Below are 26088 nucleotides of genomic sequence, written 5' to 3' on the forward strand. Positions count from 1 at the left end.
CTGCTTCAATCTCTTTTCACAATTGTGGCACAGCCCATTCCGCCTCCTATGCAAAGAGTGGCAAGCCCCTTCTTTGCATCCCGTTTCTCCATCTCATGAAGAAGGGTTACTAGAATGCGACAGCCAGAGGCTCCAACAGGATGCCCTAAGGCAATGGCTCCACCGTTTACATTTACTTTTGTCATATCAAAATTCAAATCCCTTGCGACGGCTAAAGACTGAGCTGCAAATGCTTCATTGGCTTCAATCAGATCAAATTCATCCACGGTCATTTTCGTTTTTTCCAGCAGTTTTTTCGTTGCAGCTACTGGCCCTACTCCCATAATTTCTGGGGCTACACCTGCGAGGGTTCCTGCTTCCCAGTATGCCATAGGGGTAACGCCCAGTTCCTTTGCTTTTTCCTCACTCATGACCACAATGGCTGCTGCACCATCGTTAATGCTGGAGGAATTGGCGGCAGTTACCACTCCATCTTTTTTAAAGGCGGGGCGCAGCTTTGATATTCCCATTGGGGTGGTACCGGGCCTTGGGCCTTCATCCTGATCAAAGACAATGGTTTCTTTTCTTTTTTTTATTTCAACGGGTACGATTTCATTTTGAAATCGACCTGATTCTATAGCGGCACATGCTTTTTGCTGACTAGAGGCTGCGAATTCATCTAGCTCCTCTCTTGTAAGTTCCCATTGTTGTGCTACATTTTCTGCAGTTACGCCCATGTGGTAATCATTGGAAGCATCCCATAAAGCGTCATTTACCATCGAATCGGTGATCTGTCCGTGATTCATCCGGTATCCGTAACGGGCATCTTTTAAAAGATAGGGCGCCATAGACATATTTTCCGTCCCTCCAGCTACCACAATATCGGCTTCCTTACACTGAATCATCTGGGCTGCCAGATTGACACAGTTTAGGCCAGAACCACATACCACATTAACGGTAACGGCTGGCGCCTCTACAGGAATTCCAGCCTTTAAGGAAGCCTGACGGGCAACGTTTTGACCCAGGCCAGCCTGAATGACACAGCCCATATAGACAAAATCAACTTGTTCTGGCATAACACCTGCCCTCTTTAGGGCTTCTTTGATTACCACTGCCCCCATATCCTGTGGTGATACTGTGCTCAGAGATCCTCCCATAGTTCCAATTGCAGTACGGCACGCACCAGCTAAAACAACTCTTCCCCCCATAATAAACCTCCTATTATTTCATAAATTAATAGTATCAGTTACATATCTCCCCACAGCTTGCTTTTTAATCTATCTCGCTATAAAGAGTTTTTCCTGCTTCATTTTTAGGGATTTTATCCAGATGCTGAATCTGTACCGCCCTGGAGTTTATCCCCGTCATCTCATAGAAATAATCTAAAATTTTCAAAAGACCTTCTTGCCGCATATCGGTATAAATCTTTAGGCTGTCATCCCTGCCGGCGCAGGCAAAATCCACCCCTTCAAACTGATCTTTTAATAACCGCTCTACCTCATCAAGATTAACCCGATTGCCAAACAGCTTGATGAAACGTTTCTTTCTTCCAGTGATGTAGTAATATCCATCCGAATCACGTTTTGCCATGTCACCTGTATGTAAAACGCCCTTCCACTCATCTTCTTTTATTAAATCATCGAGGCAACAGGCGTATCCCAATGCTACATTTTCTCCTTGATACACCAGTTCTCCCTGGATCTCAGGTTCTGTAATTTCTTCATTCTTATCATCCTCAAGCCAAAACCGGCCTCCTGGTATAGCAATTCCCATGCTTCCGCACCGTTCTATGGCTTTGGAAGCCGGGAGATATCCCATCCTTGCAGTGGCTTCGGTCTGCCCATACATGACAACAAACTGTTTTCCCCTGTCTTTTGCATAGGAAGCAAATTCCTTGTGAAGGTTTAAGGAAAGCTTTCCCCCCGCTTGTGTCATGATTTTTAAATCTGGAAGGTTCATCTCTAAAAATCCAATGCGCTTTAAAACCTGGTATGTATATGGAACACCACCAAAGGAGGTAGCTCTTTTTTCTCTCACAAAATCCCAAAACGGCTGTTCCACCATACTTTTTGTGGTAAGAAGCAAGGCCGCTCCTTTTTTCACATGGCTGTTAATAATGGATAAGCCATAGGTATAATTCATGGGCAACGTGGTGACAGGCCGTTCCTTCTCATGGATATTTAGATAGTTGCATATGGACTCTGCATTGGCTTCCATATTTCCTTTGCTCTGCCTCACAAGCTTGGGACTTCCTGTGCTTCCTGATGTGGTTAGAAGAAGGGCGAGTTCTCCATAAAGGGAAGTAGACTGCTTCTCTCTTCTTTGACACAGATAATATCCCTTTGTCTCCCATACAATTTCACATTCCTTTGCCTTTAAAAGACTGTCCCTGGGAACATATAAAAAAGTGGGATGATATTCGTTAATCAGTCGATCCAGAAGTTCCTGATTGATTTGTTTTTCCAACATCAGTGGAACCACTCCTGTTTTTAAACAGCCAAGATATCCCATCAAAGATCCAATGGTATTCTCGCATAATATGAAAATCAGGGTTTTCCCTCTGGTATGACCATATAACTCCTCTGCAAAGGAATCCAGATCCTCATAAGATACCTTATTTCCACAATCATCTTCTGCCAGCAACCGGTCCCCGTATGATTTTTCATTCTGAAACAGATACATGTTATTCCTCCCAGCTAATCTCCCTGGACAGCATCCCAATCATATCCTGCCCATCCCATATCAGGTCCATGTTCATGGCATCTCCTACGGGTACCACCCTGTGTACTCCATATAGGTGATGATTCATCACGTAATCAATGATTTCCTTTTTTTGAATTCCATAATGCGTCACCGTCTGGAGCTGTCTAACTGCCAATTTCTTTAAAGCACTCCCATAATAACCCTGATATTCAAAAAACAATCCCCAACTACCGCGGTACTGTTCCGGATTAGATGGAATGTCAGAAAGCAGAACCGTATAAACCAGGTTTTTATATGATTCTATCTCTACAATTTCCTCCATTGTCATGGCGTATCTGCATAAGGCTTCGTACTTCTTCGTGGCTTTATGGGAAGTCAGATTATAGGAGGCGGCTTCCTTTTCTACGGCTCTCCACCATTTTTTACGGATTGCTTCTGCCTTTTTCAATGTCTCTTTTTGATTCCAGATTAAATATCTGGGACTGGAACAGGCATTCTGATCCATGGCATAGGTGTCTTTGACAAAGGAATATGCAAGCTTATTAAGTTCTTCCTCCTGCATCTTACCTACGCTTTCTAAGTCCAGAATACAGATGGAATAGCGATCTGGAAACATGACCTGAACTCCACCAGGCCTTAGATCCAATCTCCGAACTGATTGTATGGCCTCATCTCCCCCCCATATTATTAGGCCATCGCATTCTTTTACCCAGTCTTTCACGACCTCATTCTCTCTGTCGCAAGAAAATATGGAAATGCGCTTTTTTACAAATGTAAATTCCTGTCGCACTAGAAGAATTTCTATTATTTCACATAGTTTCCTATCTTGTTCCTGGCTCCTGGAGGAGATTCGTACTGCACAACTGTTACCAGCCAATAAGCCAATGACCATACTGTAGGCAAACAATAAAGGAACATTGGAAGCCGCCATATGAAAGGTTACTCCTCTGCCTAGGCGAATTCTTCCATCCGCATAACGCGACTTAAGTTCATCCATATGCGTTCTTCTTATCCAGAATCCAAAGGCCTTGATTTCCGGATACGGGATCAATTCCTCTCTCCTGTTATGTAACTCATGGGAAAGTGCCTCTAGAAAATCCAAAACTGGTGCTGCAAATGGAATCATTGGCTCAGCGCTGGGCGTCTTTACACCTGCTAGATATGTAACATCAACCATCATAGGTGTCGCTGCACCCCCTTATTTCTGCCTGTTGGATTCTCCCAAGCACTCTAAAGTATTTCCCCTTACGACCACAGGGACAATCATCTTCTCCAAGAATTACCCCCTCATCTTCGGTAAGTATGGAATGGCCGGGATAAGAGAAGGCCAGAGGAGAAAACACCTGAATGATTCCTTTTTCTCCATAAGAGCAAACCTTAAAATCCTTTGCCCGTCTGGTTATAATATCCGAATAAATACTTGCATGAAGATGACCAAAGGGACATTCCATATAGATACTTCCCGTCTGTTCTGCCATGCCATAGTAATTATGGATGCGGTTTATTCCAGTCACCTCTGTGATTCTTTCTTTAAATTCCTCAGAAGAGACCGATTGGTCCGTCAGCTTCTTAAATCCTCCCCCATGGACTAATATTCCTTTGGGGAGATGGAAGCTTTGCCCCAAACGTTTCAGAGCCTGATAAAAATAGTTCCAAATGATATAGGTAAACCCAAATATCAAAATCGTTTCTCCCTGATAGCGATTTAAAAATAGCTCAATCCCTTCCAGATCAAGGTTCATATCTTTATCTAACCCGTAACAAATCCTGGAGGAAAAGATGGAAAACCCAAGAATCCCGGCCCCCCTGGCAGAAAACAAGTTTCTGTCCTTTAATACTCTGGGACTGTCTATCACCAGAAGCGGTAACCTGGCATCCCCCCAGAAATCACCTCCAATTGCGACAAGTGCTCTCTGTTGGTAGTCTGCCGTTTCTGTGTCCAGATAGATTCTTGAAACCTTTTGCCCGCTGGTTCCAGACGAGGTCATGGTCTTAAACACCGTTTGTTCTGGGATGCTCACCAAATCAAAATCCTTAAAAAGTCCTATAGGAAGCATGGGGATTTCTTCCTCCCTCATATGCTGATATTGAGGAACTTTCAGGTTTTTAAGCAATTTTCCATAAGGAGTACATCTTTCTCTGTGATACTCCGTAAGCTCTGTCAACCATTCTCCATAAAGCGTTTCTTTCTCCGCCTTTTCTGTAAAATATGGCTTCCTTTTAAAAATATCTTTATAATCCATCATAGAGGGCTTCCCCTTCCTTTTAGATTATGACTCCGTATTTTGCCAACACTTCCATTCCCTTTTCGTAGGAGGAGAAATTCATTACATCTGATGTGCTGATATGGATATCGTATTTCTCCTCAAGGTCCGCAATCAGATCCATATGTCCCAGTGAATCCCAGGTGCGAATTCCTCTGTATTTAAGACCGGGAAGGTCTTCTTCCTTCACTCTTAAATCCCGGATAAACATCCGGTTGTAAATCTCCAGATTTGTCATACTGCCTCACTCCTTTTCTCTTGCCATGGAAAATAGCGTTTTCATCATCATCTGTTTGCTCGTAACGGACAAAACTCTCTCTCCATACTGATTTCTACAAGTTCCGCTAAAGATTCCAATGTAACTCTCTTCCAATTCTTCGAAAGAAACAAACTGTACGGTAATTTCCAGAGTGTCCTCCCAATAGACCGGGCGTATGAACCTGGTATTATGCTCCATAAATATCGTTCCGCTACCAGGAAGGTTTGTTCCCATCAAAGCAGAAACCAGTGAATCTATTAACATTCCATGAACCAGTGGTCTGTGAAAACCAGCTTTTACAGCAATACTTAAATCCCAGTGAAGCCTGCTTTCATCTCCGGTCAAGCTGGCAAATACTTCAGCAGCCTCTTTTGTTATGGTTTTTTTCACTGTTATTGTTTCATGAAGAGATAACCTTCTCTTTTCCTGAACACCAGAAAGTACTTCCTTGTTTTGTTTTTTTAGTTCTTCCTCTAACAACTTAAAACTATCTTCATCCCATACCACAACGACCTTAACCCGTGCTTTTAAATTACTGATGTCTGCACATCTTCTACTGCAACCGCATACCACCACCCAATAGTCACAAATCATATCTCCTGACGAGGTTACGTATTCATGCTCCGGGTTTGCTTCTTTTAATGTAAGAATCCGTTTTGTCCTGTTATACAAAGGATTACAGCCCCCGCAGTACTTAATCCCAATCACCATGTTAGAGCCTCCAAAATCCAGATTACTTCTGACACTCAAGCATGCTCTGCAGCTCTTTTGCTGCTGAACTTAAGGGCCTGTTATCATCACTAACGATGCAGATTTTCCGTTCTGGAATCTGTTCATGAAGCTTTATTTCCATGATTTCCTTTCTCTCCAGGAATGGGATTGCAAATTCCTCCGGTACAAAACCGATGCCAAGGTTCTTTCTGATCACCGGTATAATTAAATCCATGGTTGCAACCTCAATGGCAGGCTGCATGGTAAGGCCGCAGGAGCGGTAAAATTCCTGAAGGAAGCCAAAGGTGGTAGAGGTACTGCACATGGTGATAAGAGGCAGTTTCACCACTTCTGAGAGAAACAGTTTCCTCTCTCCATATTCCTCATACCTGTTTCCCCCCACTAAAATGCTCTTAAAGGGCTTCACATCAACTACCCTTAACCGCTGTTCATTGTCAATTGGAGTGGTGATTATGGCCAGATCTATCTTTCCAGCTTTTAACTCGCTTAAGGTCTGCTCTGTATTGTAATTAAAAATATTGAGCTTTACCTGGGGATACTGCTCCTGGAATATCTTAAGCTTTTCCACCAAATAGGAACGCATTGACATTTGGGTAGCCCCAATATTAATATGATCGTGCTGTTCCCCCATTAATTCTCGCAGCTTTTCTTCTCCCTGCATTAATTGCTTACAGGCAGGAGCCACAAAACTATAAAGCAGTTCTCCCTCTGCAGTAAGAGTTACGCCTTTTCTGGACCGGATAAACAGCTTACAACCCAGCATGCTTTCGAGATTTTGCATGCAATATGTAACCGATGGCTGGCTCGTAACCAAAGCGTTGGCCGCCCTTGTAAAATTCTTGTATTTTGCTACATAGTAAAAAACTTTATAGTGCTCAAAATTAGCAGTCATACCATCCCCTCTTTCATAAGATATTGATATCGTAATCTCAATTGACAAACCGTCTCTCCATTGATAGACTACTATGCAAAGGAGGTTATTATGGATATTACACTGAATCAAATCGAATCTGTTCTTGATGCAAAGGTAAGGCCCTCTCTAGCAGCCCACGGAGGCGATGTAATTGTTCAAGGCCTAGAAGATGACGTTTTAAAGGTCAGATTAACAGGCAAATGTTCCGGTTGCCCCGCTGCTCACAGTACAAATGAGGAATTGATTTCCCTTGAGATTTGCCAGGCATTTCCCACCATACGAGATATCATTCTAGTGGAAGAAACTAATCCCGAACTAATCAACATGGCACATAAGATACTGAACCATCAGCTTTAATACATAGAATGCGAAAACAGCCATGTTACCTGGCCCGGAATCTTCTTCCGGGCCTTAACATGGTATCTTTTACTTCCCTAGTTCACGTTCTTTATCTAATTTTACGTTTCTGTTATAAAGCCACATATCATAAGTAATTTCAATAAAGTTCAAGAAGTAAAAGAACCAGGATAGGAAAAACAGCCAGTCGTTGCCGGACGGAGAATTACTATACAGCAAAAATTTTCTTACAATTCCAAAAATGTATCCAATCCAGATAAACATTTCAAAAGAAAGACTTTTTCCTTTTGCAGTTCTAGATACATATGACTTATGTATGGAAAACGGCCATGACAACCCGAAGCACACGATCATTAGCGTTTCCAATAAGTTAGAAATCATGATTATATTCATATATCCCCTCCCAAGTCTCCATTAGACTAAAAGTACTTCCCCAAAGCGCTTTTCAAATTCTCTCGATAACTCCTCACGGAATGCAGGCGCAGCAATTTTTATTAATTCTCTGGCCCGTTCCCTTAGGCATTTTCCCTTTAAGCGCGCAATTCCATATTCTGTTACAATATAATCCACATCATTTCTGCTGGTTGTAACCGCCGCCCCCTCTGTCAAAAATGGAACGATCTTTGAGATAGCACCACCCTTTGTGGTTGAGCCAAAGGCGATGATTGATCGACCCCCTTTTGAGGCAGATGCCCCTCTGACAAAGTCCATCTGACCGCCTACAGCAGAATACTGTTTTAGTCCGATGGCTTCCGCGCAAACCTGCCCCATAAGATCAATTTGCAAAGCGGAATTAATGGACACCACATTATCATTCTGGCTTATGACGAAAGGATCATTTACATAGCTTACCGGCATCATGCAGATGGCAGGATTGTCATGTACAAAATCATACAGTCTTCTGGTTCCCATCATAAAGGTAATGATCATCTTTTCCCGGTCAATGTTTTTCTTTTTCCCAGTTATGGCTCCTTTTTCATAAAGGTCAATGAGACCGTCGGATATCATCTCCGAATGAATGCCAAGGTCCTTTTTATCCCCCAGGAATTTTAATACCGCATCTGGGATTGCTCCAATTCCCAATTGAAGACAATCTCCATCCTTTACAAGAGTCGCAATATTAGCTCCTATCTTTTCTTCTACTTCTCCGATGACGGGACGACCATGCTCATGTATTGGCTCACTGCTCTCTACGATGGCTTCCAGATTACTTACATGGATAAAATTATCTCCCATGACCCTTGGCATATTAGGATTAACGCTTGCGATTACTTTTGTGCGTCTCTGTTCTCCCACTTCCTTTGCAAAATCACAGGATAACCCGTAACTGCAGTATCCATGCTCATCTGGCAAGGACAAGGTTGCTAAAAATACATCTGCAGAATCGGTCTGTGTTACGTAATTTGGAATCCGGTTGAAAAAGCAAGGGGTAAAATCACCCTTTCCTTCCGCAATAAAGCTCCGGCTGCGGGCCCCTACAAACAGGGATGTATACCTAAAATGTTTTTCCATACCAGGCTCAAAAAACTTACATGAGCCCATGTCGTGCTGCTGAACAATATGTATCTCTCTTAAATCCTGCTCAACCACATGATCAACCATAGCACTTACAAGTGAATCCGGTTCTGCAGCTGCATGAGCAATTAACACCGTATCCCCTGTTTTTATGATTTTTACTGCTTCCTGAGGGGATTTTAACTTTGATGCATAGATTTTTCTCCAATCCACGAAGTTACACCTCCTGATATTTTTCGGCAAAACGTTTTTCAAATTCCTCGGACAATTCATCCTTAAACTGAGGGGCTGCAATATGGATTAACTGACGAGCTCTTTCTCTTAATGTGTTTCCCTTCATCTTCGCAATCCCATGTTCGGTTACAATATAATCCACGTCATTTCTCGACGTTGTAACTGTAGCTCCTTGGCTCAGGTAAGGCACAATCTTTGAGATGGTTCCCTTTTTTGCAGTGGAAGGAAATGCCAATATGGATCTTCCTCCTCTGGAAAAGGATGCGCCTCGGATGAAATCCACCTGCCCGCCGATTCCGGAAAACTGTTTTAAGCCCATTGCTTCGGAACACGCCTCTCCCATCAGGTTTACTTCTATGGAAGAATTAATGGAAACCAGATTGTCATTTCTTCCTATAATAGCGGGATGATTGACATAGTCTACAGGTGCCATGAAAAGTCCGGGATTATCGTCTGCAAAGTCATAGAGTTTTTTTGTTCCCATAAGAAAGGATACGACCATTTTGTCTCTATTGTAATTCTTTGCGCTGCAATTGATGATTCCTTGTTCGTACAGTTCAACCACTCCATCGGATATCATTTCCGAATGAATGCCCAGGTCTTTTTTATTTCCAAGGAATTTTAAGACCGCATCCGGAATGGCTCCGATTCCAAGCTGCAGACAATCCCCATCATTGACTAAAGATGCAATGTGCTCTCCGATTGCCATTTCAACATCTCCGAGGTGAGGAAGACCTAGCTCCGGAATTGGAGTATCGTCTTCTACAATCACATCAATGTCACTTACATGGATAAAGCTGTCTCCCAGGGTTCTTGGCATATTGGGATTTACTACGGCAATTACCTTTGCTCCCTCTGCCTCTGCTGCTGGTTTTGTATAATCACAAGACACTCCAAAGCTACAATAGCCATGTTCATCCGGCAGGGATAAGGTAACTAAAACCACATTTGGCTGATTTACATTTTTAAAGAAATAAGGGGTCTGGTAAAAATAACATGGGGTAAAGTCCCCCCGACCACTATTTACGCACTCTCTTGTTCTTGCTCCCAGAAACAAGCTGTTTTCCCTGAAATGTTTTTCCATTCCAGGCTGAGCATAAAGAGAATGCCCCATATCTACCTGCTGAAAGATTTCAATGTTTTTTAGATCAGCCTTTACTGCGTACTCCACCATGGTATCGACCAACCTCATGGGTTCTCCCACTGCGTGCCCAATTACCACACGATCACCGGATTTAACCAGCTGCACGGCCTCTTCCATGGTTTTAAGCTTTGATAAATATATCTCTTTCCAATTCATACTTATATAACCTCCCAGGCATATTAATTTGATAAAGGAATATTGAAGTTTTTTTAATCCTTTATTTTAGCTATGGCTTTAGCAAGCTCTTTCTTTCTGCCTATATTGCCCTGGCGGGAGATCATGATTCTCTGTGCTTGAGGAGAACCAGCACCATGGAGAGATTCGGTTCTGTATCCAACTGCCGCAGTACCAAGTGTGAGATTTTCAATCAAACGTAAAATCCTTAAGCGATTTTCCGTAGAAACTCCTTCCACTCCTTTTAAGTACTTATCCACATACCCTCCGATTACCGGATCTTTTAGATCTTTTTCAGAAGGTGCAGTAACCATAAGGCCTCCTGCAATGTCCTCTGCCAGTCTGGCAATCTCATAAGGGAATCTGGTGACGTTCTGCTTACATACATTGGCAAGCAATAGGTCAATGATGTAATTGCCGGATTCTGTAGGCGTACCTTCTGCAGAGCAAGCAATGCCGCAGCAATACAACGTCTCATTTAAGTGAGTCATCTCAATTAGCTTATCCTTAATATGAGATACTTTAGGAACACCATTGTAATCTGCAGCAAGGGCCGTTGCACCGATTAAAACATCTCCAACACCAACCTTGCAGCCGCCGTAGGACTGTCTGTGATATCCTGCAAAGCGTTCTACTAACACACCAGCATATTCATATTCTCCGTCCATAAAGATACGGTCATTGGGCACAAATACGTCATCAAATACAACTAAGGCTTCCACTCCACCAAACTCACTGTTACCAACATCAATCTGGCTTCCTTCCGTCTTTCTGGTATCACAGGACTGTCTGCCAATGATCATTACGATTCCATCGGCATCGGTTGGAAGTGCAAAAGAAACGGCATAATCCTTATCATCAGGTCCCATAGCAACCGTAGGCATTACGATCACTTCCTGGGAATTGATAATACCCGTTTGATGCGCTTTCGCTCCTCTTACTACAATTCCATCTTCTCTTCGTTCCACTACTCTTAAATACATATCCAGATCCGGCTGCTCATGAGGAGCAAGGCTTCTGTCACCTTTTGGGTCTGTCATGGCACCGTCTACGGTTAGATCTTTATCCTGCACCATTTTCAGATACTTTTTAAAGTTCTCATGGTACTTGGTTTTGTACTTTTTATCGATCTCATAGGTCGTGGACCATTCCGCATTAAATGCATCCATACCGACACAACGCTGAAAGCAGGAAGCTGTCTTCTGACCGCATAATCTCTGCATTTTAACCTTTTTTATAAGATCGTCCGTACTTCTGTGAATATTGGCAAACCGGTTGATCTTACGCCCGTCTTCTAAGGTAACGGTCATTAAATCCTCATACTCTGGGAGCTGAGCCAGATCATAAGTAACCTTTACGGAATTAAGGGACGGTCTTAAAATAGGGTCATCTACGGGATTTTCTATCTTCTCCCCAAACATATAAACATTAAGTTTTAAACTACGTATGCTTTCTACATACTCTTCCCCTGTCATCAAAGCCATAACTATCTTCTCCTTTTTCGCTTTTCAGACTCTTTTTTCGTCTTCCAAGCGCTGCTTTATCATCAAGATCAAAATAGCTCCTTATAAATCTTTAAAACCCTTGGTTCATCTAATGGCACGAAATTGTTAGCCATAAGCCTTCCCTGGCGCTCCATCACGCTTTTTGTAAAAACCTCAAGATCTTCTGGTTTTACACCGTATTCATGAAGAGGTTTTTTCGGAAGTATGGTTCCTAACAAATCGTCTAGCTTGTCATAAACCACTTCCGGACCGCATCCAAGAAGTTTCGCTAAAAATTGGTTCATCACAGCAATTTCTCCATCCTTGCGGATCTCCATGTAGTTTTTCAAGACACCGGTAAACATGGCGTAATTGCTTTCTCCATGAGCCACATGGTACGTTCCTCCAAGAGGATAGCTGGTGGCATGAACCGCTGCACATCCTGCCGTTCCAAAAGCAATTCCCGCATAATTGCTTGCAATGAGGAAATCCTTCATAATCGGCAGCCTTGCATTTTTCCCTTCTGCCTCGATTTTTTGATATCCCCGGATAATCATCTCAATGGCCTTGTAGCCAAATAATTTAGTATAAGGGGTTGCTTTGGGAGAAAGACTTGACTCCACTGCATGCACCAGTGCATCAATGGAGCTGGTAGCAAAGACTCCAAAGGGAAGCCCCTTAAGAAGCTCAGGTAACAAAACCGCATCATCTGCATACATATGAGGAGAAACAAGTCCAACCTTTGTGCCAAGCCTGGTCCGGTTTACGATGGAGATGTTGGTAACCTCGCTTCCGGTTCCACAAGTTGTGGGAACGATTACCAGACCGCGTTTCTTTTCAATCTTATCTGGGAAGTCGTAGAGAGAATCCAGGGACTCACCTGCTGACACAGCCATAATCTTTGCTATGTCAATTACGGTTCCGCCTCCTATGGCAATGATTCTTTTGCAGTTGGTTTTAGCAGCTGCGTCTAAAATCGCGTCCACCATAACATCCGTTGGCTCACCAGTGCCGTAATCTTCCTGAAATATAATGTTTGCATCAATACCTAAAGCTCCAAAATATGGGTTATATATGTATTCATTAGTCAATACCAGATCATCGCTTCCCAAATTAAAATCCTTGGCAAATTCAGCGCAGGTATCGTAAGATGAAATCTGTGACTTCAAAATAACTTCTTTCATAAACGCACTCTCCTATGCAAAGATATCTTCATCAGACGGCTGTTCCCAATGTTTCTTTACAAATGCAATACGGCTCTTATTCATTAGATGGGTGAAGAACAAGTTCTCACTGATGGCATTGTTTCCCCAACTACCGCATCCAAGTGTGGTGGTGGGATTAAGAGAGTTTGCAAAAGCTCCTCCTGCCATGCTAGAACAGGTCTGATTGACTACAACTCGGCTTACGGGAAGTTTGATTCCTGCTGATTCAATGTGGGCTTTATCATCAGACTGGATATCTGCGGAATGGCCTTCGCCTTCTACTAATAGGTTATCGTAAGCGATCTGTACCGCCTCATCCCATGTCTTATAGCTGTATGCCGCCATCATAGGACACATCTTTTCCTTGCTCCATACCACACCTGCGCCATGTTTTTCCGGTTTTACAACAATGACCTTTGTTCCTTCTGGAACAGAGATGCCTGCCATATCTGCTATGGTCTTGACCGATTGTCCTACTACATACTTATTGATAATTCCGTTCGGGAAGACCACTTCTGCCAAACTAGCAATGACTTTAGGATCATCTATGTAATAAGCACCCTGCTCCACAAATTCCTTTATAATAGTGTCATAATCCTTTTCCGGTGCAATAATGCTTTGAGTTCCGGAGCAGATAATTCCATTATCAAAGATACGGCTGGCTATCATACGCCCTGCTGCTGCCTTATAATCGATTCCTTCATCGATAAGTCCCTGAACATTGCCTGGGCCTACCCCATAACTTGGTTTGCCGCTGGAATAAGCCGATTTCACAACTCCCATACCTCCAGTTGCGATAACAGCATCGCAGGCGGACATCAGCTCTGTGGTCAAATCAATGGTTGGTGCTTCCACAACTAAGAAGATGTCTCTTGGAACTCCCATGCGATCCAATTCTTTGTAATAGAGATCTGCCAGTGCCATGGCACATTTGATTCCTCTTGGGTGAGGAGCTATAATAATTGCATTCTGACACTTTACTGCAAACATGGCATTGCACATGGGCGTTACCACTGGATTGGTACATGGAGTGGCTGCTGCAATGACTCCCATAGGCTTGCCCACTTCTATAATTCCTGCCTCTTCATCTCTACCGATGATTCCAATTGATTTCTTCCCTTTTAGCGCATTCCAGATGTTTCTGGATTTCCCCTTATTCTTTGTGATCTTATCCTCAAAAACACCCATTCTGCTTTCTTCTGCTGCCAGCTTTGCCAGGGGTTCTGCATGATCAAAAACAACTTTTGCAAACATCTTTACAATTTCGTCCGTCTTTTCCTGATCATAAGTGCATAGAATCTGTTGTGCTTTCCTGGAACGTTCTACCAATGACTGAATTAATTGACTCATTTGGGCTTCCTCCTAATTTGTTATTAGTGATTTTTTTAACATTGTTCTTGATACTAGTTTAACTCCTTTTCTCAATAATTAGAAATACTAGTTTTTTATCATAAACGATAGGATTTTTATATACTTCTTTTTATGCACTTTTAACAACATCTTATAAGTGTATCATAGTATAAATTAAATTATTGCTATTATTTGACCACTTTTTCTTTTATCATTTGACATTTCAAACAGATGTCCAACTGATTTTTGTCATTGGATCTCTTCTGTTTTTGACAAAATACTCTCAAGTATTCCTTTATATGGTTGCAACTTTTTTCTTAAACACGAGAATAAATGTTAAAAAATAATCAAAAAAATCCAGGCAGTCATAGAGGGGGATTCCCTCTTAACTACCTAGATTTATAGTTGTAACAGATATTAGGCTAGGTGTCTTAAATCCAATCACCCATAGAATCTTCTATAAATACAATCTCATTTCTATAAAAATCCTCATGTCCTTCTTCTTTCATTGTTAGAAATGCTGCAAAAGCAACCGATGGATTGTTTTGCTTTGAGGCTTTAAATCTCTATAAACCCTTGATATATTCCCTCCGCTTAACTCCGTTAATGTCTCCATCTTACACCTCCCCCCTACACTTTCCGATACTTATGCTGGGGTCTTCCGACTTTGCCGTACTCCACTAATTTATAGATCTTTTCTTCCTTTTCCATAAGCTCCAGATATCGTCTAACCGTAACTCTAGCAATCTGAAGCATCTCTGCCAGATTTTCTGCCGTATAATATTCGTCTCCACCCACCTCAATTTTGCCCCAAATCGCCTGGTAGGTGTACTTATTAATACCTTTTGTAAAATCCTCTTCATTCTGGGCCAAATTTTGACCAGATAAGTACCGATCCAGATCCTTTTGCTCAATCACTTCACTGTTTTTAAAGCTTTCAAACCGGTCCTTATACTGTAATAGAGCTTCCTTAAAGCGTTCAAAACGAAATGGTTTAATGAGATAATCCACAACCCCATAACGAAATGCCTGCTGAATCCTCTCAATTGACTTATCTGCTGTAATTAAAATAATATCTGCATCCAGTCCCTGACTTCGAATCCAGTTTAGAAAATCCATTCCATTTTCATTGGGAAGATAAACATCAAGAAGAACCAGGTCCGGTCTCTTAGACAGCATTACCTTTTTAGCTTCCTCTAAATTGGATACCCCTTTGTATAAGGTAAATCCCTCGACTCGTTTTAAAAACTTAGAATTGATCTCCATAACCATAGGATCATCTTCCACAATCATAACTCCAATCAAGTCATTCCCCCCTTTCCATTGGAATAGCAATCTCCCACTGTACCCCTTCTTCTGACGTGAAACAAATGGTTCCCCCACATTCCTCAATAATTTTTTTCACAATGGACAATCCACAGCCTCTTTGGCCTTCCTTGGTAGAGAATCCCTGATTAAATATCTTCTCTCCTAACTCCGGACTGATACCATTTCCGTTATCCTGAACCCGGATGGTAAGGAATTGGTTTTCCTCAACAATCCGGATATCAATTCTCCCTGTTCCATCATTCTTCACCTCGTCAATAGAGTTTTCAATGAGATTACCAATGACCGAACCGAGATCTTGGGCGTTCATCCCCTCTGGTAACCTACTGAGCCTTGAGCTCTCATCAATCGTTAGCTTAATCCTACATTCCTCTGCTTTGTTGTACTTCGCTAGAAGTAGGGCAGATATGGACGAATCTTTGATCTGATTGGTAAGAATATGACTGACTTCCATTCTTATTCTGGCCACATCGGAGATAAACTGTAACGCCTCTTCATACTCTTCCAATTGAATGAGTCCTGCAATGGTATGAAGTTTATTCATGAATTCATGATTCTGGGCACGAAGCGACCAGGCAAGCTTTTTGACTCCAGTCAGTTCTTCTGCCATTTTTCTAACTTCGGTTTTATCCCGGAAGCTGGCAATGACTCCAATCACCTGACCCTTACTAATAATCGGAATCCGGTTGGTTAAAATCACCGTATCTTGAAGTTTTTGCTCGTCATCAAATTCTGCCTTTTTGGTGCTTAAGATATTTATCATACGGGTATTTGGAATCATTTCTTCCACGTTACGTCCAATCACCTGATTCTTCATCTCTTCCTTATCAAACCCTAAAATCTGAAAGGCAGAATCATTCATTAACGTGATACGGCCTTCCTGATCAATGGCAACAAGACCTTCATGAATGGCATCCAGGATTCCGATTTTCTCATGATAAAGCTTTGTAATCTCATCCGGTTCCAGTCCAAGCAGAATTTTCTTAATGTGGTTTGCCAGCAAAAAAGCTCCTATACTACCTGCAAACAGTCCCCCAAATCCAATTAATATAATGTAAAAGACAGCCAGATGTTTGGCCTTTTCAATGCGTTCTATGAGAGTGCCAACAGAGACAAAACCGATCTCCTGATTCTGTTCATCATACACCGGAGCAAAGGCTCGAAGAGACTTTCCTAAGGTTCCGGTAGCTTGAGATACATAAGTCTCTCCAAGACGAACGACTCGGTACTCATCTCCGCCTTCAAATATTTTTCCGATCATTTGAGGATTGGGGTGGGAATACCTAACCCCCTGATTATCTGCCACAATGATATAATCCACCAACTCCAGATTTTCAAGCTGCATATCTACATAAGAAGAGATTACCTTGGCATTCTTTTTTTCCAGGGCATTCACCACTTCGTTGGAATGTGCCACCAGCTCTGCCACATTCATGACATTGGTCTTTGCTTCTTTTTCTATGTTCCTAGTCATCCAGGATGCAACAAAGGAAATAATAATAGCAATTGATACAAATACAACTGCAATGACCAACAAAATCATCATTGATTGCAGCTTCATTGGTTTTTTTCTATCCATAGCACAAGTGATCCTTTCTCTACTTATTGTACCAAATTATACGTTGTATCACAATGTCATTTCTATCGTGCCATAGATACGCAAAAGATACCCCCAAGAGAAGCAAACAGTTCAATTTCATCGTCTGCTTCTATGGGAGCATCTTTATTATGATGTCTGAAACATTTTATTTGGCTAATTCTCCGCTGCCTTTTGCCTCCATGAGTTTCATCTGCCTCTGTCTCATCTTTTTAAATACAAAGGAAACAATAAATGGACAGGTAATTGCCGATACCACACAAGCTGCTGCTACCTGAGCAGTTGCTGCCGCTGCAACCACCGCAAGGGAAGGATCTGCTGCTGCAACCGCCTCAGGCGTTGCCACCGCATTCCCGGCTGTGGAACCAGTAGCCAGACCAATGATCGGTTCTTCCTTAAACAGTTTTAAAAGTATGTATGCACCGATTCCTGTAAAGGATGCCACAATACCAAGAATAATACCAGGTCCTCCAGCTTTTACAATGGTTTCAAGGTTCATTCCAGCTCCAAGTGGGAAGGAAAAGAACGGAATTAGTAAAAGTTTGCTGCTTCCCAAAAAAGATCTCATATCGCTGTCAAGATTTCCTAGAATCATTCCAATGACGATAGGTATCATAACGGCAACCACAGCTTGCACAGGAACCACGGCTAGGCCGGAAGCCCCTAGTGCAACCAAGGTAAAGAATGGGCCATCTTTAATGGATAAAAGAGCATATGCTCCTACGTCTGTTTCATCACCGTACTGAGAGGCAAGAGAAGCATAAAGGCCACCGTTGCAATTGGTTAATGCCGCTAGTACTGCCAGGGGTGAAAGTCCAAGCACACCAGCCGAACCAAACACCTTGCCAACGAGAATACCAATTCCTGCACCTACGATAAACTTACCTGTAATCAGAATAGCACCTTTTTTTATCGCCTTAGGAGCCAGTTTAAAATGAATCTGGGAACCGATTAAGAACATGAAACAAGCCAAAATGGGCTGTGATGCGGATTTACTAAATAAAGCTGTGGTAAATCCTCCTAACTGTAAAAACTGTGGAAAAAATGTATTTACGATAACCCCCAGAAATAAGGGAACTACCATCATGCCACCCGGAATCTTATCTAGTGTTTTTTTAATTGGAATCTGCATAGCTCAATCCTCCTATTTTTCATACAAGCCTCACCTTTCCTGCCAGCTATTGATGCAGGTAATCAAAAAGCCTCTTCTATATTCTGGCAACACCAGTCTCTCTGGCTGCTTTTTTCACAGCTTCTGCCACGTTATCAGATACCTTTTTATCTAATGCATTTGGAAGAACGTTTTCATCATTTAATTCCTCATCTGGAATCATGGAAGCAATGGCGTAAGCGGCTGCTAGCTTCATTTCCTCATTGATCTCCTTGGCTCTTACTTCCAAAGCGCCTTTAAAGATTCCTGGGAAGGCTAATACGTTATTTACCTGATTTGGGAAATCAGAACGTCCGGTTCCCATGACCTTCGCACCTGCTTCTTTTGCAAGATCAGGCATAATCTCTGGAGTCGGATTTGCCATTGCAAAGAGGATAGAATCCTTGTTCATGGAGCTTACCATTTCCTTACTTACGATGCCAGGAGCGGAAACTCCAATAAATACATCAGCGCCCTTTAATGCTAGACTTAAATCCCCCTTTAAATGATCTGGGTTCGTGATTTTAGCAAGATCCTGCTTTGCATAATCAACATCTTCAATTCCATCATATAAAATTCCTACTTTATCGCAAACAATCAACTTGGATACGCCGCATACAAGTAATAGCTTAGAGATGGCTGTACCTGCTGCACCAGCACCATTTACTACCACAGTAACATCTTTGATGTCCTTGCCTACTACCTTTAGTGCGTTGATTACACCTGCTAAAACAACAATAGCAGTTCCATGCTGGTCATCGTGAAATACAGGAATATCAAGTTCTTTCTTTAATCTCTCTTCTACCTCAAAACATCTTGGTGCGGAAATATCCTCAAGATTGATTCCGCCAAATCCTGGTGCAATCATTTTAACGGCTGTTACAATTTCATCTGGTACTTTGGTGTCCAGACAAATTGGAAATGCATTGACACCAGCAAATTCCTTAAACAATATGGACTTACCTTCCATAACAGGAAGACCAGCCTTTGGTCCGATATCTCCAAGTCCAAGAACTGCTGTTCCATCTGTAACCACTGCCACCATGTTGCCCTTTGAAGTATATTTATAAACATCGTCCTCATTTTCATGGATCTTCCGGCATGGCTCAGCAACACCTGGTGTGTAAGCAAGGCTTAAATCATCTCTTGTAACTACCTTTACCTTAGACGTGATCTCCATCTTTCCTGCGTGACGTTCATGTAACTTTAAACTCTCCTCGAAATAATTCATAATGAATCCCCTTCCCTCTCAACTCAATTCTATCTTTTGTTGTTTTTGCTACAAAACGAGAATAACACATACGTATTATGATGAAAATATTATTACCATAAAGAAACCATTAAGTTCATATTGTTCATTTTGTGAAATATTAAACGGTTTTAATTCTTTTTTTATAAACTTTAAACAATTTAATTTGATTTTCAACTTATGAAACCTTATGAATGCAATTCATCAAATAACTACAAGATCTGTCAGGAAGCGCACGTCAGTTGTAATTTATCACAAAAATAAGACCGAGGGTTCTGAATCGAATCCTGCGGTCTCATTTTTTTATTGTTTCTGTTATTTTCTTATCCCTTTTTCATCTACTTCAAAGCCATCTACTTTTGTGCTTTTAGCTAGAGAACCGTCTGTGTTAAAGTAATACCAGTTCCCTTGGATTTCCAAGTTGTAACATCAATTACGTGAATCATTGCAAAACAAAACACGGGTATATAAATGAATATTGAAAATTATAACTATAATTGCACACGGTATAAAAAAGCATTATAATTATACATAATAATCCATAAATCGGCAAGACGAATATCTTCTTAGAAAACAGAAGATTCGAAAGACAATATTTTAGACGTCTGTGAGGAAGGTGAAACTATGATTACCATACAAAAAGAAGGCTTTCAAATTTATATTACAAAGACTCATCGATGTGCCTGTTATCTTGTTGAGACGTCAAAAAAACGGGTACTCATCGATACCAGTATGAGATTCGAACGACATATTGTAAAGAAATGTATACAAAGCACTGGAACCAAAGGAATTGATGCGATTTTTCTAACACATAGCCATACGGACCATGTGGCAAACGCTCTCTATTTTTCCAATGCATTTCATTGTGAAGTCTACATATCAAATGAGGGAATCAGTAATCTGAAAAATGGGCATTGTAAAATGCCAAAAGGGATCAATGCATTCAGCAAGGGGATTTATTGGGCCGAAAAAAAATTACCCTTTTACGATTTTACACAGTTTGATGCATGCCCCAAGGTGAGAATTCTAGACGATGAGGTGGTAAAATATTATCTTGGAGATTCAGCCGAATTACTGAAAACACCTGGGCATAGTGATGATAGCATATCTATTTTACTAAATAGAGAAATTGCCATTGTAGGTGATCTAATGGTCAATGCTTTTGGTAACCTATATCCTCCTTTTGCAGATGATGAATCAGCCTTGAACGCCTCATGGAAGGCATTTCTAGACACAAAATGCAACGTTTTCCTCCCTGCTCATGGAAGACCGATTCATCGAGAGAAACTAATCTCCTCTTATAAAAAATACTTTCTATCTGCTAACAAAGAGTATTCATAATCGGTCACTGCTCGTTAATCGAATTGCCTGAGGGAAGCAAAAAACATTCATCGGATCGTACTCTTTATTAATCTGCTGAAGCCTGTATATATTTTCACCAAAATATTCTTCTTCATAGTCTGGCAAGCAATTATAAGGAAAATTAATATAAGATCCTACCGTGAGTTGTTTTAAGTACTGGAATCTTTCATTTACCCAGCTTCTGTTGACAGACGCATATCTGTCTTCCTCCCATACGGATTGAATTCCCATTATATAAGCTGCATCTCTGTAATAAAAGGCCGTGGACGTTCTGTCTATTTTACTTATGTTACCTCCAAGGGCATAAACGCTCACCGCAGCAAAAATCGATCCTTCTGCTCTCTCCTGAATGAGTTCAACAATGGATTCGATTTCTTCCATACGGTATCTCCTCTTTACAAATCTGCCCGTAGATTGAAATTTCTCTGAATCAGGATATCCAGCCTGAATCTTCTGTATGGCTTGAAAAAACGTCATTTCTTGGAGACTTAATACAGCGCCCCCCAACGCAAAAGGCTTAAGAATTTCAGCGGCTTCTTCGGCGGAGCCGTAGAACAGTCCTCTGCCGTAAATTCCCTTGCCATCGACAGCGGAGTTATATAGGCTCCCATTTATTGTTATTCTTGGATCCAAGTTGATGAGCCAATCCTGCCAGGTATCCAAAAAACTTGTCATTATTTTGGGGTCAGCATTCAAATACTCCAAATCAACAAGCGTTACCCGTGTAACCTTAAGTGGCAATTGAAATGTCATGCTGGTCACTACGCCAAAATTACCTCCACCAGCGCCTTTAAGCGCCCAGAACAGGCCAGAATTATGATTATCATCAGCCTTAAGAAGCGTTCCCTGATAATCTAACATATCAATTGAAGTCAGGCTGTCACACCCAAGTCCCATAAATCGACTGGAATACCCCCAGCCTCCACCCATGGCAAATCCTGCGACTCCTACGGTTGGGCAGGTTCCTCCAGGGAAAGGATATCCTCTTTCGCCCAGATAATTGTAAAGCTCACGGTTTTCTACACCGCTCTGCACAAAAACAGTATTTTTTGATTCATCCAGTTTAATTCGTTTCATATAACTGACATCTATAACCAGTATCCCATTCCCATTGGAATATCCCTGATAGTGATGTCCTCCGGAACGAATCCGTATGCCGATGCCATGGCTCCTTGCCCAACAAACTGCATTTTTAATATCTTCAACAGAATAACAATAAACGATTATAATAGGGTATTTTTGATTCGCCCTGTTCCATTCCAGCCTTGCCTGCTCATATTCTTTATTGCAAGGAGTTATAGCCTTGCCAGTTAATCCATCTAGAATTTCTTTCATATCCATCACCTGCTACTCTAAAAAATTTACTAAGTAATATATTATATGATTGCTGATATCTTAGTTGTTTTTAGGCAAATTCTATGTATGAGTATCGAGCGGTAGCACTAGAATAACTTCTCAAAAAAACAGGGACGTTTTTCTAGTCCCTGTCTTATTGTTATTATTTTTTTATAGTTGCTTTATAATCATCCACATTCTTTTGAATGGATTCTTTCACTTTATCATAACCGGCTGCTTTTAACTTCTCCCTCATCTCATCGATAGCAGCTTTTGGATCTTCATATTTTCCAAAGGCCAACTGTGGGATATATTCTGATAACACGCTTGCCATGGCGGACATTTCTGCCTCTACGGAATTTTTATCTATAATTAGGCCTGTGTAAGGATTTTCATAAGCAAACTTATTGTAATTCTCAATCATATCCTTGGTTCCATCCCACCACTGAACATCCTGCAGTTCCAGATCATCATTACGTCCGCACCAAAAGTTGGCATCCAGGGAATCCTTACTCTTATCCCAACCTTCCGGGTGATCTAATTTTCCATCGGAAGTAATCACGTAATCAACGCCCTCGATTCCGTAGTTGATCAGCCGATAACATGCTTCATCATTGCGAAGCAGATCATAAACCATGAGCGCACGTTCTGGGTGAAGGGAATTGGCGGATATTGCTGCTGCACCATGAGTTTTTAAGGGTTTAGATACATTGTTATTTTCCATTCCCCACCAATACATCTTTGCATCAGAGCCAGCCTGTTTCAGGTCCATGTTTGGTCTTATCTGGGAATAGAAGGTTTGGGAGTGATGTTCATCAGAGCCTGAAGTACCAGCGTACATTGCCTCTCTTGTCTCACCATCATAGTTTAATACATCTTCTCTCCAAAAGCCTTCCTCGTTCCATTTCTTCATAAGCTCTGCTGCCTCATATATGACATCCCCTTCCATATAGGGGGACATAATGGTAAATGGATCGTCTTTGGAAACTCCCATCCAAAATTCATAATTGCCCACATTTACACTTGGAATCACAATATTCTCTGTTTTGGAATTTAGATATCCTCCTAATAGTCCACCAGAATTGTTCTTTCCAGCCACATCCCAGGGAATTACATCTGCTTTGTTGTCCTTGATCCATTTAAAATACGTTCCAAGATCTTCAAACTGTTTGATATCACCATTCCCTATCCCAGATTCCTTTGCCCAATCTCCACGGTAAAATAGGCCGTGGTTTGTATACTGGGTATAATGATCCTCTGGAATGAAATAAATCTGATCTTGATATTTACAATATTTCCAGTCATCCATGGAAGAGACCTGCTCATATGTCTTTGGAGCGTAAGTTTTCAACATCGACTCTGACAAAGGCATAAATGCGCCTTTTTGCGTGTTTTCCCATGCATATAGCCAGTCCGTTGCAGTCGTGATGATATCCAGGCTCTTATCTCCGCTTAAAAGCTGTACGTTATACTGGGTCTGCCAGTCAGCCCACTCCACATAGGTCAACTTAAGCTCTGCATTGACTTTTTCCTTTAATATAACATTTAACTTCTCTAACATGGCTTCGCAACGTCCATTGCTTGGTTTATTGCCTAACACAAGCATAGTGACTACCTCGTGTTTTGATGTATTAACGCCTCCATCCACCCCTGGTGCACTGCTTTCCTTCTTTTCTCCACAGGCGGCTAAACTAAAGACCATAATTCCCGCCAGAAATACGGCTGCGAATTTCCTTCCTACATGTTTCCCCATACATTACCTCCCATATAATTATTTATTTAATTTCCGCTGCATCACACTAGACAAGTAGCGGATCTCGCTAACCTTTAACAGCCCCAATGGTAATACCCGTAATAAAATATCTTTGAACAAATGGATACAGAAATATAATTGGCCCTGTTGCCACCACAGCAGTCGCCATCTTAAGAGTATTGGTCGGCAGATCTGTGATGGTAATTGCTGCACCTGCCATAGAATTTTTAAGCTGGGCCGCCGTATTTACTATGTTATACAGATAATATTGCAGCGGCTTATAGGTCACAGCTGAGCCAAGATACAACATGGAATTGTACCACTCATTCCAGTATCCAAGAGCCAGAAAAAGTCCAACCGTGGCAAGAGCAGGCTTTAACATTGGAAGAATCAGGGCAGTGAAGATCTTAAAATCGTCTGCACCGTCCATTTTTCCGGATTCTGTAATTTCATAAGGAACAGACTTGGCAAAGTTCTTCATAAGAATAATTAGCCAAGGAGTCATCAGAAGCTGAAGAAATACCGCCATATAACTCCCTTTTAAATTCAGATACCGAGAAACCCAGATATAAGTAGGTGCCATACCTGCTGTAAAAAGAGTCGTAAAATAAATAAAAAAGGAAAGGACATTTCTAAGGGGAAAATCCTGTCTTTGCAAGGCGTAGCCCGTCATAGCAATGAGAAACAATCCTATGATAGTCCCACACACCGTCATTAAAATCGTCACCCCATAAGAGCCTAATATCATCTTTGGATACCGAAACACCCAGCTATAAGCAGTCATTGTAAACCCTTTTGGCAACAAGCCAAATCCTTCTCGGTTAATCACCCCTTCATTGCTAAAAGAAGCAGATACCATAAGTAAAAATGGCAATAAGCACAACAACGAAAACACAGTAACGCAAAAGTAGGAAATCATCCGAACAACCGCAGTGCTAGCCGTCATTTTTACACCTTTATTTTTCATACTTCTCCCTCCTAAAACAATGCATAATCCGGATCAATTTTCTTCACCACCCAGTTGCTGAACATAACAAGTAAAAAGCCAAACAAGGACTGGTATAATCCGACTGCAGATGAGGTGGCAAAGTTATTTTGATTCATCATTGTTCGAAATACAAAGGTTTCAATAATATCCGTAGATGGAAACAACTGAGAGTTAGCCGGTCCAATTAGGTTGTAGAACAGGCCAAAGTTTCCCTTCATAATACCCCCCAGTGCAAAGAGCATGAGTATGATAAAAGTTGGTTTTAAGCTAGGTAAGATGATATAACGAATTCTCTGCAGGCTGGTTGCGCCATCTACCTCAGCCGCTTCTACAATCTGAGAATCAATTCCACAAATAGATGCAAAGTAGACAATGGAGCCATATCCTGTTTGCTGCCAGATATTGCAAAGAATAATGACAAAGGGCCAAATCCCGGCCATGCTGTATATCTTTACTGGATTTCCACCCGTTTCCCGTATCAGAGTATTCAAAGCACCCGTATCATAATTAAGAATATTAAATGCCAAAACTCCAATCAGTACCGCTGAAATAAAATAAGGCAAAAACATGATTGTTTGAGATACTTTTTTAAACCAGTTACAACGGATTTCATTGACCATGATTGCAAGCGTAATCTGCAAGAAGTTCCCCAACAGTATAAATGACAGATTATAGAATATGGTATTTCTTGTTAGCAGCCATAACTGGCCGGATTTTAATAAAAATTCAAAGTTCTTAAATCCAACGAAAGGACTCCCAAATATTCCATCTCGGAAATTATAATTGGTAAATGCTATGTAGACGCCCGGCATAGGACAATAGGCGAAAATAATAAAGAACAGGACCGCTGGCAGACACATGAGCATTAACACTTTATTATCTCTTATTACCTTCCCTAATGGCTTTTTGTAGGGCTTTATGGTCAATTCCTGCTTTCTTCCCTTCACGTTCAATCCCTTATCCTCCTTTACCCATGAGATAGGACTGCTTAACTTGAAACCGGTTTCAAGGAAAG

Annotated in this window: 24 protein-coding genes; 2 read left to right on the top strand and 22 right to left on the bottom strand. The window is 41.5% G+C overall.

What is annotated here, in order from left to right:
* Positions 1–5: 5 nt before the first annotated feature.
* The 7 genes from BET01_RS15305 to BET01_RS15335 form a co-directional block, all read right to left on the bottom strand.
* Entirely contained in the window at positions 6–1187 is a 1182-nt protein-coding gene (locus BET01_RS15305; protein WP_120197684.1) for an acetyl-CoA C-acetyltransferase, read from the bottom strand.
* A 64-nt stretch (positions 1188–1251) separates the two neighbouring features.
* The gene (locus BET01_RS15310; protein ID WP_120197685.1) at positions 1252–2661 is read right to left on the bottom strand and encodes an AMP-binding protein; all 1410 of its coding nucleotides are present in this window, start codon (positions 2659–2661) and stop codon (positions 1252–1254) included.
* 1 nt (position 2662) lies between these two features.
* The gene (locus BET01_RS15315; protein WP_120197686.1) at positions 2663–3862 is read right to left on the bottom strand and encodes an acyl-CoA reductase; all 1200 of its coding nucleotides are present in this window, start codon (positions 3860–3862) and stop codon (positions 2663–2665) included.
* On the bottom strand, positions 3852–4928 hold the full coding sequence (locus tag BET01_RS15320; RefSeq protein ID WP_330513002.1) for a LuxE/PaaK family acyltransferase: 1077 nt from the start codon (positions 4926–4928) through the stop codon (positions 3852–3854). The genes BET01_RS15315 and BET01_RS15320 overlap by 11 nt, the downstream gene beginning before the upstream one ends.
* Before the next feature lie 19 nt (positions 4929–4947).
* Complete coding sequence (locus tag BET01_RS15325) at positions 4948–5184, bottom strand: acyl carrier protein (RefSeq protein WP_120197687.1); 237 nt, start codon at positions 5182–5184, stop codon at positions 4948–4950.
* Positions 5185–5190: 6 nt separating this feature from the next.
* Positions 5191–5916 carry a MaoC/PaaZ C-terminal domain-containing protein gene (locus BET01_RS15330; protein ID WP_120197688.1) on the bottom strand — a complete coding sequence of 242 codons (726 nt, stop codon included), beginning with the start codon at positions 5914–5916 and terminating at the stop codon, positions 5191–5193.
* 22 nt (positions 5917–5938) lie between these two features.
* Entirely contained in the window at positions 5939–6877 is a 939-nt protein-coding gene (locus tag BET01_RS15335; RefSeq protein ID WP_147422823.1) for a LysR family transcriptional regulator, read from the bottom strand.
* Positions 6878–6919: 42 nt separating this feature from the next.
* Here BET01_RS15335 and BET01_RS15340 point away from each other — a divergent pair, with 42 nt between their 5' ends.
* A complete protein-coding gene (locus BET01_RS15340; protein ID WP_120197690.1) occupies positions 6920–7207 on the top strand; it encodes a NifU family protein in 288 nt (95 codons plus the stop codon).
* A gap of 69 nt (positions 7208–7276) precedes the next feature.
* On the opposite strand, the gene BET01_RS15345 is transcribed toward BET01_RS15340, so the two are convergent.
* The 11 genes from BET01_RS15345 to BET01_RS22570 all read right to left on the bottom strand — a co-directional run bounded on the left by BET01_RS15345 (position 7277) and on the right by BET01_RS22570 (position 20055).
* A complete protein-coding gene (locus BET01_RS15345) occupies positions 7277–7600 on the bottom strand; it encodes a hypothetical protein (protein ID WP_243117243.1) in 324 nt (107 codons plus the stop codon).
* 21 nt (positions 7601–7621) lie between these two features.
* A complete protein-coding gene (locus tag BET01_RS15350; RefSeq protein ID WP_120197691.1) occupies positions 7622–8935 on the bottom strand; it encodes an acetyl-CoA hydrolase/transferase family protein in 1314 nt (437 codons plus the stop codon).
* Between the two features lie 4 nt (positions 8936–8939).
* Complete coding sequence (locus BET01_RS15355; RefSeq protein WP_120197692.1) at positions 8940–10256, bottom strand: acetyl-CoA hydrolase/transferase family protein; 1317 nt, start codon at positions 10254–10256, stop codon at positions 8940–8942.
* A 53-nt stretch (positions 10257–10309) separates the two neighbouring features.
* A complete protein-coding gene (locus BET01_RS15360; protein ID WP_120197693.1) occupies positions 10310–11758 on the bottom strand; it encodes a 4-hydroxyphenylacetate 3-hydroxylase family protein in 1449 nt (482 codons plus the stop codon).
* Between the two features lie 68 nt (positions 11759–11826).
* Positions 11827–12942, bottom strand: coding sequence for a 4-hydroxybutyrate dehydrogenase (locus BET01_RS15365; protein ID WP_120197694.1), 1116 nt, complete (start codon positions 12940–12942; stop codon positions 11827–11829).
* A gap of 12 nt (positions 12943–12954) precedes the next feature.
* On the bottom strand, positions 12955–14313 hold the full coding sequence (locus tag BET01_RS15370; RefSeq protein ID WP_120197695.1) for an aldehyde dehydrogenase family protein: 1359 nt from the start codon (positions 14311–14313) through the stop codon (positions 12955–12957).
* 630 nt (positions 14314–14943) lie between these two features.
* The gene (locus BET01_RS15375) at positions 14944–15618 is read right to left on the bottom strand and encodes a response regulator (RefSeq protein ID WP_120197696.1); all 675 of its coding nucleotides are present in this window, start codon (positions 15616–15618) and stop codon (positions 14944–14946) included.
* Position 15619: 1 nt separating this feature from the next.
* Positions 15620–17218, bottom strand: coding sequence for an ATP-binding protein (locus BET01_RS15380; RefSeq protein ID WP_120197697.1), 1599 nt, complete (start codon positions 17216–17218; stop codon positions 15620–15622).
* Between the two features lie 166 nt (positions 17219–17384).
* A complete protein-coding gene (locus BET01_RS15385) occupies positions 17385–18368 on the bottom strand; it encodes a 2-keto-3-deoxygluconate permease (protein WP_120197698.1) in 984 nt (327 codons plus the stop codon).
* Positions 18369–18444: 76 nt separating this feature from the next.
* Positions 18445–19617, bottom strand: a complete 1173-nt coding sequence (locus BET01_RS15390; protein WP_120197699.1) for an NAD(P)-dependent malic enzyme — start codon at positions 19615–19617, stop codon at positions 18445–18447.
* 333 nt (positions 19618–19950) lie between these two features.
* Positions 19951–20055, bottom strand: a complete 105-nt coding sequence (locus BET01_RS22570) for a hypothetical protein (protein WP_120197700.1) — start codon at positions 20053–20055, stop codon at positions 19951–19953.
* A 204-nt stretch (positions 20056–20259) separates the two neighbouring features.
* Here BET01_RS22570 and BET01_RS15400 point away from each other — a divergent pair, with 204 nt between their 5' ends.
* The gene (locus BET01_RS15400; RefSeq protein WP_120197701.1) at positions 20260–20976 is read left to right on the top strand and encodes an MBL fold metallo-hydrolase; all 717 of its coding nucleotides are present in this window, start codon (positions 20260–20262) and stop codon (positions 20974–20976) included.
* Here the strand turns inward: BET01_RS15400 and BET01_RS15405 are convergent.
* From BET01_RS15405 to BET01_RS15420, 4 genes are all read right to left on the bottom strand, one after another.
* On the bottom strand, positions 20971–22332 hold the full coding sequence (locus BET01_RS15405; RefSeq protein WP_207667636.1) for an FAD-binding oxidoreductase: 1362 nt from the start codon (positions 22330–22332) through the stop codon (positions 20971–20973). The genes BET01_RS15400 and BET01_RS15405 overlap by 6 nt on opposite strands.
* A gap of 163 nt (positions 22333–22495) precedes the next feature.
* Positions 22496–24085: an ABC transporter substrate-binding protein gene (locus tag BET01_RS15410; RefSeq protein ID WP_120197703.1), complete on the bottom strand. Its 1590-nt coding sequence runs from the start codon at positions 24083–24085 to the stop codon at positions 22496–22498.
* 67 nt (positions 24086–24152) lie between these two features.
* The gene (locus BET01_RS15415) at positions 24153–25052 is read right to left on the bottom strand and encodes a carbohydrate ABC transporter permease (RefSeq protein ID WP_120197704.1); all 900 of its coding nucleotides are present in this window, start codon (positions 25050–25052) and stop codon (positions 24153–24155) included.
* 11 nt (positions 25053–25063) lie between these two features.
* A complete protein-coding gene (locus tag BET01_RS15420) occupies positions 25064–26020 on the bottom strand; it encodes an ABC transporter permease (protein WP_243117256.1) in 957 nt (318 codons plus the stop codon).
* Positions 26021–26088: the final 68 nt, after the last annotated feature.

It is taken from the genome of Lacrimispora algidixylanolytica (genome assembly GCF_003609635.1).
In the GTDB taxonomy this organism is placed as follows: domain Bacteria; phylum Bacillota; class Clostridia; order Lachnospirales; family Lachnospiraceae; genus Lacrimispora; species Lacrimispora algidixylanolytica.